11 protein-coding genes and 1 pseudogene are annotated in these 14,398 nt (G+C 69.7%); 7 read left to right on the forward strand and 5 right to left on the reverse strand.

Annotated elements, in window-relative coordinates; translation table 11 throughout:
• The 7 genes from ACFYNL_RS05520 to ACFYNL_RS05550 all read left to right on the forward strand — a co-directional run bounded on the left by ACFYNL_RS05520 (position 1) and on the right by ACFYNL_RS05550 (position 7,492).
• The gene (locus tag ACFYNL_RS05520) at positions 1 to 1,020 is read left to right on the forward strand and encodes a TauD/TfdA family dioxygenase (protein ID WP_388796793.1); all 1,020 of its coding nucleotides are present in this window, start codon (positions 1 to 3) and stop codon (positions 1,018 to 1,020) included.
• The gene (gene sbnB / locus ACFYNL_RS05525) at positions 1,017 to 2,075 is read left to right on the forward strand and encodes a 2,3-diaminopropionate biosynthesis protein SbnB (RefSeq protein ID WP_388796796.1); all 1,059 of its coding nucleotides are present in this window, start codon (positions 1,017 to 1,019) and stop codon (positions 2,073 to 2,075) included. Before ACFYNL_RS05520 ends, sbnB begins: the two co-directional genes overlap by 4 nt.
• A gap of 41 nt (positions 2,076 to 2,116) precedes the next feature.
• Positions 2,117 to 3,184, forward strand: a complete 1,068-nt coding sequence (gene sbnA, locus ACFYNL_RS05530; protein WP_388796799.1) for a 2,3-diaminopropionate biosynthesis protein SbnA — start codon at positions 2,117 to 2,119, stop codon at positions 3,182 to 3,184.
• A gap of 105 nt (positions 3,185 to 3,289) precedes the next feature.
• Entirely contained in the window at positions 3,290 to 3,811 is a 522-nt protein-coding gene (locus tag ACFYNL_RS05535; RefSeq protein ID WP_388796802.1) for a sigma-70 family RNA polymerase sigma factor, read from the forward strand.
• Positions 3,808 to 4,554 carry an anti-sigma factor domain-containing protein gene (locus ACFYNL_RS05540; protein WP_388796805.1) on the forward strand — a complete coding sequence of 249 codons (747 nt, stop codon included), beginning with the start codon at positions 3,808 to 3,810 and terminating at the stop codon, positions 4,552 to 4,554. Before ACFYNL_RS05535 ends, ACFYNL_RS05540 begins: the two co-directional genes overlap by 4 nt.
• A 426-nt stretch (positions 4,555 to 4,980) precedes the next feature.
• Positions 4,981 to 6,069: a homoserine dehydrogenase gene (locus ACFYNL_RS05545; RefSeq protein ID WP_388796807.1), complete on the forward strand. Its 1,089-nt coding sequence runs from the start codon at positions 4,981 to 4,983 to the stop codon at positions 6,067 to 6,069.
• Positions 6,062 to 7,492, forward strand: a complete 1,431-nt coding sequence (locus ACFYNL_RS05550) for an aldehyde dehydrogenase family protein (protein WP_388796811.1) — start codon at positions 6,062 to 6,064, stop codon at positions 7,490 to 7,492. Before ACFYNL_RS05545 ends, ACFYNL_RS05550 begins: the two co-directional genes overlap by 8 nt.
• A 66-nt stretch (positions 7,493 to 7,558) precedes the next feature.
• Here the strand turns inward: ACFYNL_RS05550 and ACFYNL_RS05555 are convergent, their stop codons facing one another.
• The 5 genes and pseudogenes from ACFYNL_RS05555 to ACFYNL_RS05575 all read right to left on the reverse strand — a co-directional run bounded on the left by ACFYNL_RS05555 (position 7,559) and on the right by ACFYNL_RS05575 (position 14,237).
• Positions 7,559 to 8,020, reverse strand: coding sequence for an Lrp/AsnC family transcriptional regulator (locus ACFYNL_RS05555; protein WP_388796813.1), 462 nt, complete (start codon positions 8,018 to 8,020; stop codon positions 7,559 to 7,561).
• 579 nt (positions 8,021 to 8,599) lie between these two features.
• Complete coding sequence (gene solA, locus ACFYNL_RS05560; protein ID WP_388796816.1) at positions 8,600 to 9,739, reverse strand: N-methyl-L-tryptophan oxidase; 1,140 nt, start codon at positions 9,737 to 9,739, stop codon at positions 8,600 to 8,602.
• 318 nt (positions 9,740 to 10,057) lie between these two features.
• Complete coding sequence (locus ACFYNL_RS05565) at positions 10,058 to 10,450, reverse strand: hypothetical protein (RefSeq protein ID WP_388796819.1); 393 nt, start codon at positions 10,448 to 10,450, stop codon at positions 10,058 to 10,060.
• Positions 10,451 to 10,490: 40 nt separating this feature from the next.
• Positions 10,491 to 10,817: pseudogene (locus ACFYNL_RS05570) on the reverse strand (succinylglutamate desuccinylase/aspartoacylase family protein); the annotation flags it as partial.
• Positions 10,818 to 11,210: 393 nt separating this feature from the next.
• Entirely contained in the window at positions 11,211 to 14,237 is a 3,027-nt protein-coding gene (locus ACFYNL_RS05575) for an aminotransferase class III-fold pyridoxal phosphate-dependent enzyme (protein ID WP_388796821.1), read from the reverse strand.
• Positions 14,238 to 14,398: the final 161 nt, after the last annotated feature.

Below are 14,398 nucleotides of genomic sequence, written 5' to 3' on the forward strand. Positions count from 1 at the left end.
ATGCCGTCGTCCCCGTTCTCGCTCCCCCTGAAGCCGCCCGACGTCGAGGTGCAGCCCGGCAAGCCCCCGATCCTGCGGACGGGCTCCGTCGACGACGCGGTCGGCTGGGCGGCCGAGCACCGGGCTGAGCTGCACGCCATCGTCGCCGAGCACGGGTCGGTCCTGGTCCGCGGCCTCGGGCTGAGCGACCGGGCCGAATGCGTGGCGGTCTTCCGGCAACTCGCCGTAGCGCCGGGACTGATGATCGAGAAGGAGGCCTTCGCGTCTCGGCGGGCCTACGCCGACGGGGTGTACTCGTCGTCGAAGTGGCCGCCGAACCAGCCGATGTGCATGCACCACGAACTCAGTTACACCGTGGAGTTCCCTCGTCTGCTGTTGTTCGCCTGCCTCGATGCGCCTGCCGTCGGCGGGGCGACCGCGCTGGCCGACGCACCGACGGTGCTCAGCGCGCTGCCCGCCGATCTCGTAGGACGGTTCCTGACGGAGGGCTGGCTGCTCACCCGCAACTACAACGACGAGATCGGGGCGTCCCTGGTCGACGCCTTCGGCAGCGAGGACCGTGCCGAGGTTGAGCGGTACTGTCGCGTGAACGCGATCCAGTGCACATGGCAACCCGACGGCGGAGTGCGCACCCGGCAGCGCCGCAGCGCCGTGGTGCGACACCCGATCACCGGTCGGCGCTGCTGGTTCAACCAGATCGCGTTTCTCAACGAGTGGACGTTGGCCCCCGAGATACATGAGTACCTGGTGGACGTCTATGGCGCCGACGGGCTGCCGTTCAACACCCGCTACGGGGACGGTGCGCCGATCGGCGAGGACACCGTCACGTTGCTCAACGACGTGTATCAGTCCCACACCGTGCGCGAGCCGTGGCAGAACGGCGATCTGATGCTCGTCGACAACATCCGCACCGCCCACAGCAGGGAGCCGTACGAGGGGTCGCGCGAGGTGGTTGTCGCCATGACGGACGTGACGCGCCTGGCCGACTGCTCGCCGACCGTGGAGGTGAGCACCGCATGACCATCGCCCGTTCCCCCACGTGGGAGTCCGGTCCGGTCACCGTGCCGCCGTTCGCGGTCGTGTCCGGGGGCCAGGTCCAGCAAGCGTTGCGGGGGCGCGAGAAGCAGATCGTGGCGTTGATCGAGGACACCTACCGGCTGCACGCCGCCGGCGATTCGGTGAACCCGCCGTCCCACTTCCTGCGCTTCCCTGACCGCCCGTCCGCCCGGATCATCGCGCTGCCTGCCTCCATCTGCGGGGAGGCAGGGGTGGACGGCCTCAAGTGGATCTCCAGCGTCCCGCAGAACGTGGCAGCCGGCATCCCTCGGGCCTCTGCGGTGCTCATTCTCAACGACCGCCGCACGGGCTACCCGTTCGCCTGCCTGGAAGCCTCGATCATCAGCGCGACACGGACGGCGGCGTCTGCGGTGCTGGCGGCCGACCGGCTCCGCCGCGGCCGTCACCCGACATGCGTCGGGTTCGTCGGGACCGGCTTGATCGCCCGCTACATCCACACCTTCCTTGCGGGCACCGGCTGGTCGTTCGACGCCATCGGCGTGCATGACGTGTCCGCCGACAGCGCGGCCGGGTTTCGCTGCTACCTGGAGCAGTCCGGCGCCACCGGCTGCATCGTCGTGCACGACAGTGTCGAGCAACTGATCCGGGTGAGCGACCTGGTCGTCTTCGCCACGGTCGCCGCCCGGCCGCACGTGAGCGATCCGGCATGGTTCGCACACCATCCGCTCGTCCTGCATGTGTCGCTGCGCGACCTGGCTCCGGAGGTCGTGCTCGCCTCGGACAACATCGTCGACGACGTCGAGCATTGCCTGAGAGCGGACACCTCCGTTCACCTGGCGGAAAGGCTCACCGGCAACCGCGATTTCGTGACGGGCACGCTGGCGGACGTGATGGCCGGACACGTGACGCCGTCGGCGGACCGGACGGCGGTGTTCTCGCCCTTCGGCCTCGGGGTGCTCGATCTGGCAGTCGGCAAGTACGTCTACGACGAGCTGGCCGGCTCAGGGCAGCTGCACTTCGTGGACGACTTCTTCCATGAACTTCGCAGGTACGGATAACAGCGTCCGGCCCGGCCGCTCATTGATCCGCGGAGGCCATCGTGTCAGTCATATCCGCCCCCTACACCTTCAACGAGGAGGATCTCTACGTCGACCTCCAGTCGATCCTGGGGCGCCGGCTCTTCCTGAAGTGCGAGGGCTTCAATTTCGCGGGCTCCATCAAGCTGAAGCCCGCCACCGAGATGGTGGAGGCCGCCGAGCAGAGTGGTGTCCTGACCCGCCGGTCGGTCCTGCTGGAATCCTCGTCGGGCAACATGGGCGTGGCACTCAGCATGATCGCGGCGAGCAAGGGCTACCGGTTCCTGTGCGTGACGGACTCCCGCTGCAACCTGTCGACCAGGCTGGTGATGGAAGCCCTGGGCGCCCAGGTACACGTCATCACCGAGCCGAGCGTCGAGGGCGGCTTCCTCCGCGCGCGGCTCGATTACGTGCGCGCCCTGACCGCCCTCGACGACCGTTACGTATGGCTCAGCCAGTACACCAATCCGGGCAACTGGAGGGCGCACTACCGCAGGACCGCACCCGCGATCGCCCGCTCGTTCCCCGCTCTGGACGTGTTGTTCGTCGGCGCCGGCACCACAGGGACGCTCATGGGTTGCGCCCGATACTTCCGGCACTGGCACCGACCGGTCCGCATCGTCGCCGTGGACAGCGTCGGCTCGGTGTCCTTCGGCGGCGCCCCCGGACGCCGCATGCTTCCCGGCCTGGGCATGAGCGTCAGCCCTCCGCTGCTCGACGAGTCCTTCGTCGACGAGGCGGTGCACGTCGAGGAGGCGGACACCATTCGCGCCTGCCACCGCATGGCCAGACGAGGCTTCCTCTTCGGCGGCTCCACCGGCACCGTCGTCAGCGGTGCGATGCGCTGGCTGTCCGCGCACGACTCGACCGGCATCACCGCGGTGGCCATTGCTCCGGACCTGGGCGAGCGCTACCTCGAAACCGTCTACCAGGCCAACTGGGTGCAGGGCCTCTATGGCGAGGACGTGCTCCGACCCGGTCTTTCGGCCATCTCCGGCTTCCCGGCCGCCCCCTTGGCACCACCGGTGCCCGCGGCGCTGCGGGATGCGGACGACGGCCGAGCCTCGGACACTGTGGGGGAGGGCGGGTGACCGGCATGACGGATCGAGGCCGACACATACTCGGGAGAGGGCGTGGCGAAGCGGCAGGCCCCCGGTGGCCGGCACATTGGTGCATCCGAGACGGACCGCCTACTGGTGTCCGTCGCAGACGGCAGCCAGGACGCCTTCGCCCGTCTGTACGACGCGGTCGCCGGCCCGATCTACGGAATCGCCTGCAGGGTCATGCAGGACCCGGCACGCGCCGAGGAGGTCACCCAGGAGGTCATGCTGGAGGTCTGGCAGTGTGCCCCCCGCTACCGGCCCGAGAGCGGGCACGCCATGACCTGGATGATGACCATCGCGCACCATCGCGCTGTGGACAGCGTCCGGACCCTGCGCAGATCCGCTGAACGCGAGCGCGCCGTTTCCGAGCACGAGTCGACTGCCGCTTTCGACGACGTCGTGGAGACGGTGGAGGCGCAGGGAGAGCGCGAGCAGGTCCGCTCCTGCCTCAAGGAACTCGACGCCGAGCTGCTGCAACCGGTACTCCTCGCCTACTACCACGGCCTGACGCATACCGAGATCGCCTCGGTGCTCTCGCTGCCGCTCGGCACCGTCAAGAGCCGGCTGCGCAGGGCGCTGGCCCACCTGCGACATTGCCTGGGGGCACCGCCGTGACCACGGCCGACCCGCATGACCTCGCGGGTGCCTATGCGGTGAACGCCCTCACCCGGGAGGAGTGGGAGAAGTTCCGGAGACACATGGCGGGCTGCTCCGACTGCGCCCATGAGACCGCACGTCAACAGGAAGCCGCGGCCTGGCTCGCCCTTGCGACGGCCCGTGCCGCGCCGCCGCATCTGAAGGAACGTGTCCTCGCGGAGGTGGCCCGGGCTCCCCAGTTCCCATCGACGTCCCCCACTCAGGCGGTCCAGCGCCACAACCGACGATCCGCGCCACGTCTGCTCCGCCTCGCGCTGGCCGCGAGCCTGACCGCGGCCGCCGCGCTGGGCGGTGTAGCGGTCTGGCAGCACCAGGAGGCGCGGCAGACACACCAGAACGCCGAGAGCGACGCCGCCGACCTCGCCCGGCTTCTTACGGCTCCGGACACCGCCTTCGTCAGGAAAGACGTCTCCTACGGTGGCTCCGGCACCGTCGCGGTCTCACGCGACCTGAATCTGGCCGCCTACTTCTGCCAGGACCTGGCTGCCCCGCCCTCCGGCAAGACCTACCAGTTGTGGTACGTCACACCCGGGGACGAAGTCCGCTCAGCCGGGCTCGTCACCGCCGAGGCCGGCCTTGTAGCCGTGTCCCTCCCGCCGCCCGATGCCGCCACCTCTCTGGCCATGACCGTCGAACCAAGCACAGGCTCTTCCCGGCCCACCACCGGGAGCCTCGCCACATGGCCCCTCCCTCCTTCGTGACTCCCCTTCCTTGGCCGCTGCCGCCGGCTGGAACGCCGAGACGTGTCCCTCGCCGCAGCAACCGGAGTCATGTACCCGGAAACCTCTGGAGCCCAGGCCGAGCCCACTCGCGACCACTCCGCCGATGACCAGCCGATGGACGAGCCGCCGCCGCAGTACGCAGCCCTGCGCGAAGTCGGCACCCTGCCCGCCTCACCCAGGTCGGCATGGCCGTAGGCACCCCGCCCTTCATGTCCCCCGAACGCCGAGGGCGGCGGCCGGGTGTCTCCAGCGCGGTGTTGCCGGAGGCGGGGCGAGCGAAATGCCATGGGACACAGCAGATCGGCATGCCTCGTGGTCGTTGCGGCATGGAGCAGGTGACAGGCAGGGAAGCGAGGCTCTGAGCAGCCGCACCGTGAAGGCGGCGGACTGTGAAGGAGCGAACCCATGGGCCGATACGACCTCGCCCTCATCGGATTCGGCGGCGTCAATCGCGCGCTTGCCGAACTCATATCCCAGAACGGCGAACGCCTGACGAAGGAGCTGGGCTTCTCCCTGCGGGTGGTGGCGATCACCGATCTGCGGGCCGGTTCCCTGGTGGACACCGACGGTATCGATCTGGCGCCGCTGCTGGCCGCCGAGCCAGGGGAGCTGAGCTTCGAGGGCCTCGCCGGCGGCAGCGCGGATCCGCGCAACGAGTGGGTGATCCGCGAGGTCCCGGCGGACATCGTCGTGGAGGCGACGTTCACCAACCCCACCGACGGCGAGCCCGCCCTCTCCCATGTGTGCTGGGCCCTGGAATCGGGCAAGCACGTGTGCACCACCAACAAGGGACCGGTCGCACTCGCGGGCCGCGCACTGAAGCAGCTGGCCGCCGCGCGTGGTGTCAGCTTCGAGTTCGAGGGCTCGGTACTCAGCGGCACCCCCGTCCTGCGCACCGCCGAGCGCATGTTCGGCGGCCTGGAGATCACCGGCGTCCAGGGCATCATGAACGGCACCTCGAACTACATCCTGGGCCGCCTCGAAGAGGGCATCGAGCTGTCGGCGGCCATCGCCGAAGCCCAGGAGCTCGGGTACGCCGAAGCCGATCCCACCGCGGACATCGAGGGCCACGACGTCCAGCTCAAGGTCATGATCCTGGCCAACGAGGTCCTCGGCGCCGACCTGCGCCGCGAGGACGTCTTCTGCGAGGGCATCTCCGCGATCACCCCCCAAGAGGTGCAGGACGCCGCCTCGAAGGGGCTGCGCTGGAAGCTGGTCGGCTCCGCCACTCGCCACGAGGACGGCAGCGTCGACGCCCGCGTCGCCCCGCTCGCCCTGCCTGCCCAGCACCCGCTCGCCGGGATCTCCGGCCCCCTCAACGCGGTCGCCTTCCACACCGACCTCCTCGGCATCGTCACGGTGTCCGGGCCGGGCGCCGGGCGCATCGAGACCGCCTACGCCCTGCTGTCGGACATCACCGCCATCCACCAGCGCCACGCCGACGACGACACCGCCCCCACCCGCCCCGTCCTGAAGGAGACTCACCGTGTCTGACACCGTCGCGCCCGTTGGCATGGAACTGGGCGCCGACACGGCGCCGGTGCACAACCCCTACACCGGAGAAGTCATCGCCTCGGTCCCCACCGTCGGTGCAGCCGCCATCGGCGGCATCCTGCAGCAGGCCAGATGCGGCCGCCGCACCGCCGCCGCGCTCTCCCGCGCTTCCAGGGCCTCGTTCCTTGAACGCGCCGCCCACCTGATCGAGCGGCGCGCCGAGTCCTTCGCCCAGCTGATCGTCAGCGAGGCCGGCAAGACCATCGTCCAGGCCCGCAAGGAAGTCGCCCGCGCGGTCAACACCCTGTCCCTGTCCGCAGCCGAGGCACGGCGCAACGCCGGCGAGGTCATCCCCTTCGACTCCTACGAGGGCTCGGAAAGAAGGCAGGGCTGGTTCACCCGCGAACCGCTCGGCATCATCGCCGCCATCACCCCCTTCAACGACCCCCTCAACCTGGTCGCCCACAAACTCGGCCCGGCCATCGCCGGCGGCAACGCCGTCATCCTCAAACCGTCCGCCCTGACCCCGCTGTCCGCGCTGCGGCTGGTCGACACCCTCATCGAGGCCGGCCTGCCCGAGGAGATCGTCACCGTCGTCAACGGCGATGCCGACATCGCCGCCGCGATCGTGGCCGCCCCCGACGTGCGCATGGTGTCCTTCACCGGCGGATTCGCCACCGGCGAGGCCATCTCCCGCACCGCCGGCCTGAAGAAACTCGCCATGGACCTGGGCGGAAACGCCCCGGTCATCGTCATGGACGACGCCGACCTCGACGAAGCCGTCGCCTCCTGCGTCTCCGGCGCCTTCTGGGCCGCCGGCCAGAACTGCATCGGCACCCAGCGCATCCTCATCGCCGCCGAGGTCTACCAGCGCTTCCGCGACGCCTTCGTCGCCCGCACCAAGCTGCTGCGCGCCGACGACCCCCTCGACGAGGCCACCGACGTCGGCCCCATGATCACCCAGCAGGCCGCCGCCGTCACCCGGGCCAAGGTCGACACAGCGGTCGCCGAAGGCGCGAGGCTGCTGTGCGGCAACACCGTCACCGGCGCCCTGTACACGCCGACCGTCCTGGAAGACGTCCCGGCGACCTGCTCGATCTGGCGGGAGGAGGTGTTCGCCCCGGTCGTCGTGCTGCAGCCGTTCACGTCCTTCGAGGACGCCGTCGAGCAGGCCAACGCCATCGACTACAGCCTCCACGCGGGCATCTTCACCTCCCGCCTGGACCGCGCCCTGAACGCCGCCAGGCTGCTGGAAGCCGGCGGAGTCATGATCAACGACTCCTCCGACTACCGCTTCGATGCCATGCCCTTCGGCGGATACAAATACGGCAGCATGGGCCGCGAAGGCGTCCGCTTCGCCTTCGAGGAGATGACCCAGCCCAAGGTCGTCTGCGTCAATCACATCAGTGAAGTGCTGCAATGACCGTCTCTGTACCAGCGCGAACCTTGGCACTGAACGCTAACCGGCGAGCACCTGCCGATGCGCTGCTCACCCCGTCGGCGTCGTATTCCGTGCTCCCCGTGGGCGGTTGACGACGCTGGACAGAGTGAGGGCGGTGACCGTGTCCCGTACGCCGGGCATCTTGGCGATGTCCTCCCAGATGCTCCGTACGCGTTCCAGTGAGGCCGCTTCCAGGCGCACCATGATGTCGAAGTCGCCGCTGAGGATCTCGCAGATGACGACCTCGGGGATGCGTTTGAGTGCGGCCAGGACGTCGCCGCCGCGCATGCGGTCCTGGCGGTAGACGAGTACGAGGGCGGAGACGGTATCGCCGGTGTCGTGGCCCGCGCGGACGATGGTGTAGCCGGCGATGTGGCCCTGGCGCTCCAGCCGTTCGATGCGCTGTCGCACCGCGTTGCGGGACAGCAGCACCTTGCCGGCCAGCTCGGAGTGCGAGATGCGGGCGTTGCGGGTCAGCTCGGCGATGATCTTCTCGTCGATGGTGTCCACAGCGGACCGTCTCCTTCGCGAATCGGTCGAGGTTGCAAACCCCCGCGGCACGGCGTACTGCCGCAGACCTTCAGGCGTCGCAGGCACGGCGACCCCCCCGGCGCCCCTGCGGTTCCGCGGCGTGGGAGGAGTCTCCGGCGCGACCGGGTGCCGGAGGCGAGGCCGTGGTGGCGGGCCTTCAGCAGGCCGCCGCTCCGGTCGAAGCCGACCAGGCTGGTCGCGGAGCTTCGTGCGCTGCGCCGGTCGCGGTGGCCGGCTTGTCGCCGGCCACCTTGACGGACGGTGTGGCGACACCGTGTCGAGCCGTGGGTCCACTCCCACCAGCGTGGGTGACGGCGCTTCGTTCTTCAGCCACCAGTCGATGTCCTGTAGAAGCCCTTGTCGTAGTGGTTGGACGCACCGGCGAGTGCGTCGCGCTCGCCGTCCGTGAGCTGAGGTGGGCCACTGGGGAGGACGGGCTCGGCGGGAAGACCGGCTCACTGGGACGGGGGCAGTTGAGTGGTCGGGCATGAGGCACGTCAGTCGTGGGGGGCAATGGCGGCGAGGTGCGTGCCGGGGCGCACGGTACTTCGTTCGGACTCAGGCCGCGGTGCGGCCGTTTGTGGTGATGAAGTCGATCGGCTGGGAGGTGTGGCCCTCCAGCGCGAGGTCCGCGGCGATGTCGCCCATGGCGGGCGAGATCTTGAAGCCCTGGCCGGAGAAGCCGGCCAGCAGGACGACGTCGTCGCACCCCGGCAGAGGGCCGACCAGCGGGCGGGTGCTGCCGGTGTAGCCCTCCATGAAGACGGACAGGCGCACCGGGTCGGGGTTCAGGCCGGGCAGGTGGCGTCGCACCGCTGTGGTGAAGGCCTCCAATTCCTCCGGCGCGACGGTCCGTTCCAGGCGGTTGGGGTCCTCCACGGGCTTGTGGTGGGGCTGGGGCAGGCCCAGCTTGACGGCAAGGCCGTCCGGGGACGGGATGCCGTAGAAGGGTGTGTCACCGCAGCGGACGAAGGCGGGACGCTCCACGTCCGCCGGGTGGTCCTCGTGGGGCAGGAACCAGGCGCTGATCGCACGGTAGACGCTCACGTCCCACGGCAGGTCGGGCAGCAAATCGCCCGCCCAGGGGCCGGGGGTGACGACCGCGGCGTCGAAGCGCTCGGTGTCGGTGTCGGTGCGGATGAGAACGCCTCCGCCGGTGACGGGAGTGACGTCCCGTACCGGGGTGTAGCGGCGGATCCGGGCGCCCAGCTCCTCAGCACGCCGGGCCGCGGTCTGGACCGTCAGCTCGGGGCGGACGAACCCCGCGTGGGAGTCGAGTACCACCAGGTCGCCGTCGTCGACGCGGAACTGCGGGAAGCGCTTGGCCATCGCCTCGATGTCGATCACCTCGTGGTCGAGGCCGTGTTCGGCGATGCCGTCCATGACGGTACGTATCTCGGGGTCGTCGGCCAGCCCCATGACCAGGGCTCCGATCAGTCGGCGCAGCTCCCGCCCGGTCTCCGCCTGCAACTGCTTCCAGAGGGCGTCGGCGTGCCGGACGAGCGGCACGTAGCGGCCGTCGTGGGTCTGCACGCTGCGGAAGACGCGGGTCTCACCGCCCGCGGCGCTGCGGTCGTGGCCGGGCGCGAACCGGTCGTAGCCGACGACCTCGGCGCCCCGGGCCGCCAGCCGCCAAGCGGCCTGGCTGCCCATCGTTCCCACTCCGACCACGGCGACGCGTTTCCTCGCAGCTGACACAGGCTTGTCCTTTCGTACCGCCGGGTCGCACGCTGGGCCCCTAGCGTGAGGATGCTTGGTGGCGACCTGGCGGGAAGCGGGCCTCAAGTCCCCTTGTTCGTATCGAGTCAGGGGACACAGCCGAGCCCCTCGGAGCCGTCGTGCCACATCGTGGTATGGTGTGCTATTATTTGGCACAGAGAATGACACCGGCTTATAGGAGAGTCAAGAGCCTCCAGCGGATGGCCCCACTTCATCCCGGATGGTGCAGCGGTGACCGCTCCCCATGCACGGGCGCTCCACGCCGCCATGCTTCTGAGTCCCGCGGAGCGGCTCTCGCTACAGGCTTACTACGGGGGCTAGTTGGGGTCGCAGAGGGCGGGCGTGGGGCTGCAAGGTGCCGTCGAAAGCGGCGGATCCGAGGGTGAAGGCGTCGGCTCCGGCTGCTGCGAGCGCCTGTATCTGGTCGGTGTGGATTCCGGCAATGACCAGGCGGCCGATGGTGGCGGCGCGAGCGACGCGGACCAGGTCGAGAGGGTCGGCATCGGTGGCGGGCGAGGAGGTCGACGCGGGCGCAGCCGGCGGCCTCCGCTCGTCGGAAGTCGTCGGCGATGCGGTCAGAGTCGCCGGCGAGGCGCGTGGGGTGCCCCAGGGTTCTCCGGCGAAGGGCAGGTAGCCGATGGATGTGCCGCGCAGGACGCTGAGGGTCTCCTCGATCCAGGTGCCGCCCATCAGCCAGTCGACGCCGAGTTCGGTGGCCGTCCGTACCGAGTCAAGAGCCCGGTCCTCGCTCGGCTGGTTCGTCGTCGCCGGTCAGGCGGTAACCGACGAAGTCGAGCGGATGCTGGTCACTGCCGCCGCTGTGCAGGGCCACGTAGGCGTCGGCGCCGTCGATCAGGTGCTCGAACAGCCAGGCCGCTTCCGGTCGGTAGGTGGGACCGCCGTCCTTGTCGCCGGAGAAGACGCTGTTGATGTTCACGCCGTCCAGCGGGGATATGTTGAGCCTGCCCCCGTACACGGCCGGGGGGTTGGCCACGGGGCAGATCACCAGCTGGCCGGCGACATCGTCCGGTTCCAGCAGTCCGGCCAGGCGGGTGGCGGCGTCGACGCCGACGAACTAGCCACCGTGGACGCCCCCGGTGATCACGACCCGGGGGCCGGGACGGGAGCCGTTGACGAGGATCAGGGGAACCTCCGCCGTCGTGGTGCCGAGGTCGGCGGGCAGGCTCCCGCAGGTCTTCTGGCCGGGCTCAGCCCTCAGCGGGCCGAGGGCAGGGTCATGCCTTTCCTCTTTCTGACTCAGGCCGCGGTGCGGCCGTCTGTGGTGATGAAGTCGGTCGGCTGGGAGGTGCGGCCTGAAGGGCGAGGTCCGTGGCGATGTCGCCCATGGCGGGCGAGATCTTGATGCCCTGGCCGGAGAAGCCGGCCGGCAGGGCACTTCTCGCGTTGCGGGGCCGCCCTCGTTCCTTGCCTCAGTGGACGGTTGCCCGTCTCAGGACTGAACGGCCGAGCGCAGCTCGGGCAGGGACAGGACCTCGTCCAGCGCGTCGACGTAGAGATCCACGTGCTCGCGACGGAAGGTCATGGGCGGTTTGATCTTCAATACGTTGTCGTGCACGCCATTGGGGAAGACGATGACCCCTCGCTCCTTCATGAGCTCGGTGACCATGAAGGCCTGCTCAGTGGCCGGCATCTTGGTGGTGCGCTCGCGGACCAGTTCGACGCCGAGGTAGAGCCCTTGTGCCCGCACGTCGCCGATGAGCGGTTGGCGCCGCTGGAGTTCGCGCAGCGACTGGGCGAAGTATCCGCCCACGCTCACGGCGTTCTCCCTCAGCCCGTCCTGCTCGACGATGTCGAGTACGGCCTCGCCGATGGCGCAGGAGACCGGGTTGCCGCCGAAGGTGTTGAAGTACTTCATGCCCGTGTCGAACGCGTCGGCGATCTCCCGAGTCGTGACCACCGCCGCGAGGGGATGCCCGTTCCCGAGCGGCTTGCCCATCGTGACGATGTCCGGGACGACCCCCTGGAGTTCGAAACCCCACCAGGGCCCGAGTCGTCCGACGCCGACCTGGACCTCGTCGGAGATGCACAGGGCGCCCGCCCGCCTGGCAGCGGTGAACACGCCATCGAGGTAGCCGTCGGGGAACACGATGTTCCCGCCTGATCCCATCAAGGACTCGGCGATGAAGGCGGCTGGGGCTCGGCCGTCGGCCGCGATCCGCTCGATGACGGCCGCGGCGTCGCGCGCGTACTTGACTCCGGCGTCCGGGTCGTCGTACCCGTAGGTGCTGCGGTAGCGGTCCGGGATGACGACCTCGTGGGTGGTGGCGGGTGCACCGGCGCCGCCGGGTCCCTTGTAGCGGTTCGGGCTGATCCCGGTCACCACACCGGTGTTTCCGTGGTACGCGCCGTCGATGTTGACGATGTGCTGACGTCCGGTCACCTGGCGGGCGATCCGCAGCGCCAGGTCGTTCGCCTCGCTGCCTGTGCACACGAGGAAGACGACCTCGAGCGGGTCGGGCAGCGTGGCCACCAGCTTCTGCACGTAACTGGCGATCTGCGGGTAGACGAAACGGCTGTTGGTGTTGAGCTTGCGCATCTGTCGGGTGGCGGCGGCCGTCACACGTGGCTCGGCATGGCCGACGTGGGTGACGTTGTTCAGCGAGTCCAGATAGGCCAGGCCGTCCTCGTCGTGGAACCACACGCCCCGCCCACGCACGAGGTTCATCGGCTTGCGGTAGTAGTTGCGCTGGGAGCGAGCGATGTGGCGACGGCGCACGGAGACGACGTCGTCGATGGTGGGGACCGCGGCGGGGGACACAGTGAACCCGAAGAGCCGGGCGGGGTCGGGTGACAGGTGGCTCCACACCTGCCGTGCGGAGGGCGGCACGGCGCGAGGCGGCGGCCACGTGGCCATCTGCGCGGTGCGGTGGACCTGCACCTGGACGCAGGGTCCGAGCGGGTCGGTCTCATCGCTCGCGCCGGCGCGTCCCAACGGCGCCCCGGCCGGGACGCTCGCCCCGACGGGCGGCGAGTCGTCGAGTCCCCACCAGCAGGTCCAGAACTCCAGCCCCTCGACCGCATGTCGCAGCACCAGCGGCATACCGGGGCCACCGTGGGCCTCGACGACGCCGGGCAGCGGGCTGGCAATCTGCTCGGCGTCCGCCACGATCAGCGAGCCGCCGACCTGAACCGTCGCGGGCTCGTCGGCTCCTGGGCGGCGCCGGCCCCCCAGGAGCAGGGAGGCGCTGAGGTGGGGCACGTAGCCCCGTCGCCGTCGTCCGTCGAGGACGTCGTCGATGCGCGCGCGCACCGCCCTCGCATCGTGCCAGTCGACTTCGTCGTAGAGATCACTTGCCGGTCGCAGGTCGAGCAGCTGCGGGGCGGGTGTGTGCGGGGCACCGTCTCGGGCCGCCTCTGCCAGGGCCCCTTCCAAGCCCCCCTGCTCCGGCGTCCGGGGGAGTCCGCAGGCGACCCGGAACGTCGCCTCGGCGACGTCGGGGCAGACGTCGGCCACCTGCGCGATCGTCGGCCAGGTGTGTTGCACGCGGGTCCGCCCGTACGGCGTGTCGCTCTCGGCGACCCGGCGAGTCCACGTCACGGCGTTCATGCACAGCCGGGCGGCCGCCAACGGATAGACAGCCGCCAGTTCCTCCGCCGTGAGGGGGAGTACGGAGTGGAAGCCGGCCACGACTTCGGCCGCGGCAGCGAGCGGGTCGGCCTTGCGGACCATGGCGTAGCCCGCCGCGATCGCCACCTCTGCCGCGCGCACGCTGTAGAGCGAATCGCCCAGGTCGACGATGCCCGAGATGCGCAGCACCCCGTTCTCGTCGGCGTCGGCCAGAACGTTGGCGTCGTTGAGATCCTGGTGCAGGACGCTCCGCGGCAGTCGGTCCAATGCCGGCAGGAGGTCGTCGTACCAACCCATGATCGTGCGGACCGACTCCCGCCGGTCCGGGTCGTGTACAGCGTGCAGCGACGCCTCGACGATCTCGGCAGCCCGGCGCATGTCCCAGTCGTGCGATTGCAAGCCCACCGGTGGCTCCATGCTGGAGAGTCCGAGGCTCAGCCGTCCGGCGGCTTCTCCCAGCTGACGCAGAAGCGCCGCGGGGTGGTCGTCGAGATCCGCCAGGACCCGGCCCTCAAGCCAGCTCATCACGCGGACCACGTGCGTTCGGCCCTCGTGGACGACGCTCGCAAGGCACTTCCCGTCACGTGTCGGGACCAGTCGTGGCACCGGAAGGTCGGGAACGGTGGAGGCCAGATGCTGCAGGAGCGAGTTCTGCCAGAGGACGTCGGCTGAGTCCGGCTCCGCGCGGGTGACCCGTACGAAGTAGCGCATGCCGTCATCGCCGGTGATCCGGACGTTCTGGTCGACCTCCCCTCCCAGCGGGTGCTGGACATATCCCTCGAGTCCGAAGGACTGCCGCAGCACCTGATCGAGGAGCGAGCCCGGCAGTTGGCCGGTGTGACCGGGGGTGGCCGTTCCGTCCTGGCCGGTGGTGGTCGCTGAGGTCATCGGTGCGTTCTCTCTCTAGTCGTCAGGTCGCTCATCACTCACCTGGGCCTGCGTCACGACGCTCGGGGCGCGGCCGGCCCCCGCCACCACCCGTGTCAGACCTTTGCCCGACGGTGTCGGTAGGGTTCCCGGGCGGTCCGATCGATGCGGTTCCTGGGCGC

It is taken from the genome of Streptomyces sp. NPDC007808, from assembly GCF_042868655.1.
Taxonomy (GTDB): Bacteria; Actinomycetota; Actinomycetes; order Streptomycetales; family Streptomycetaceae; genus Streptomyces.

Bases quoted from the DNA above. Each gene is read 5' to 3' on its own strand.
- ACFYNL_RS05520 (WP_388796793.1), top strand. From the start codon at position 1: ATGCCGTCGTCCCCGTTCTCGCTCCCCCTGAAGCCGCCCGACGTCGAG.
- sbnB (WP_388796796.1), top strand. From the start codon at position 1,017: ATGACCATCGCCCGTTCCCCCACGTGGGAGTCCGGTCCGGTCACCGTG.
- ACFYNL_RS05545 (WP_388796807.1), top strand. From the start codon at position 4,981: ATGGGCCGATACGACCTCGCCCTCATCGGATTCGGCGGCGTCAATCGC.
- ACFYNL_RS05565 (WP_388796819.1), bottom strand. From the start codon at position 10,450: ATGGGCGGCACCTGGATCGAGGAGACCCTCAGCGTCCTGCGCGGCACA.
- ACFYNL_RS05575 (WP_388796821.1), bottom strand. From the start codon at position 14,237: ATGACCTCAGCGACCACCACCGGCCAGGACGGAACGGCCACCCCCGGT.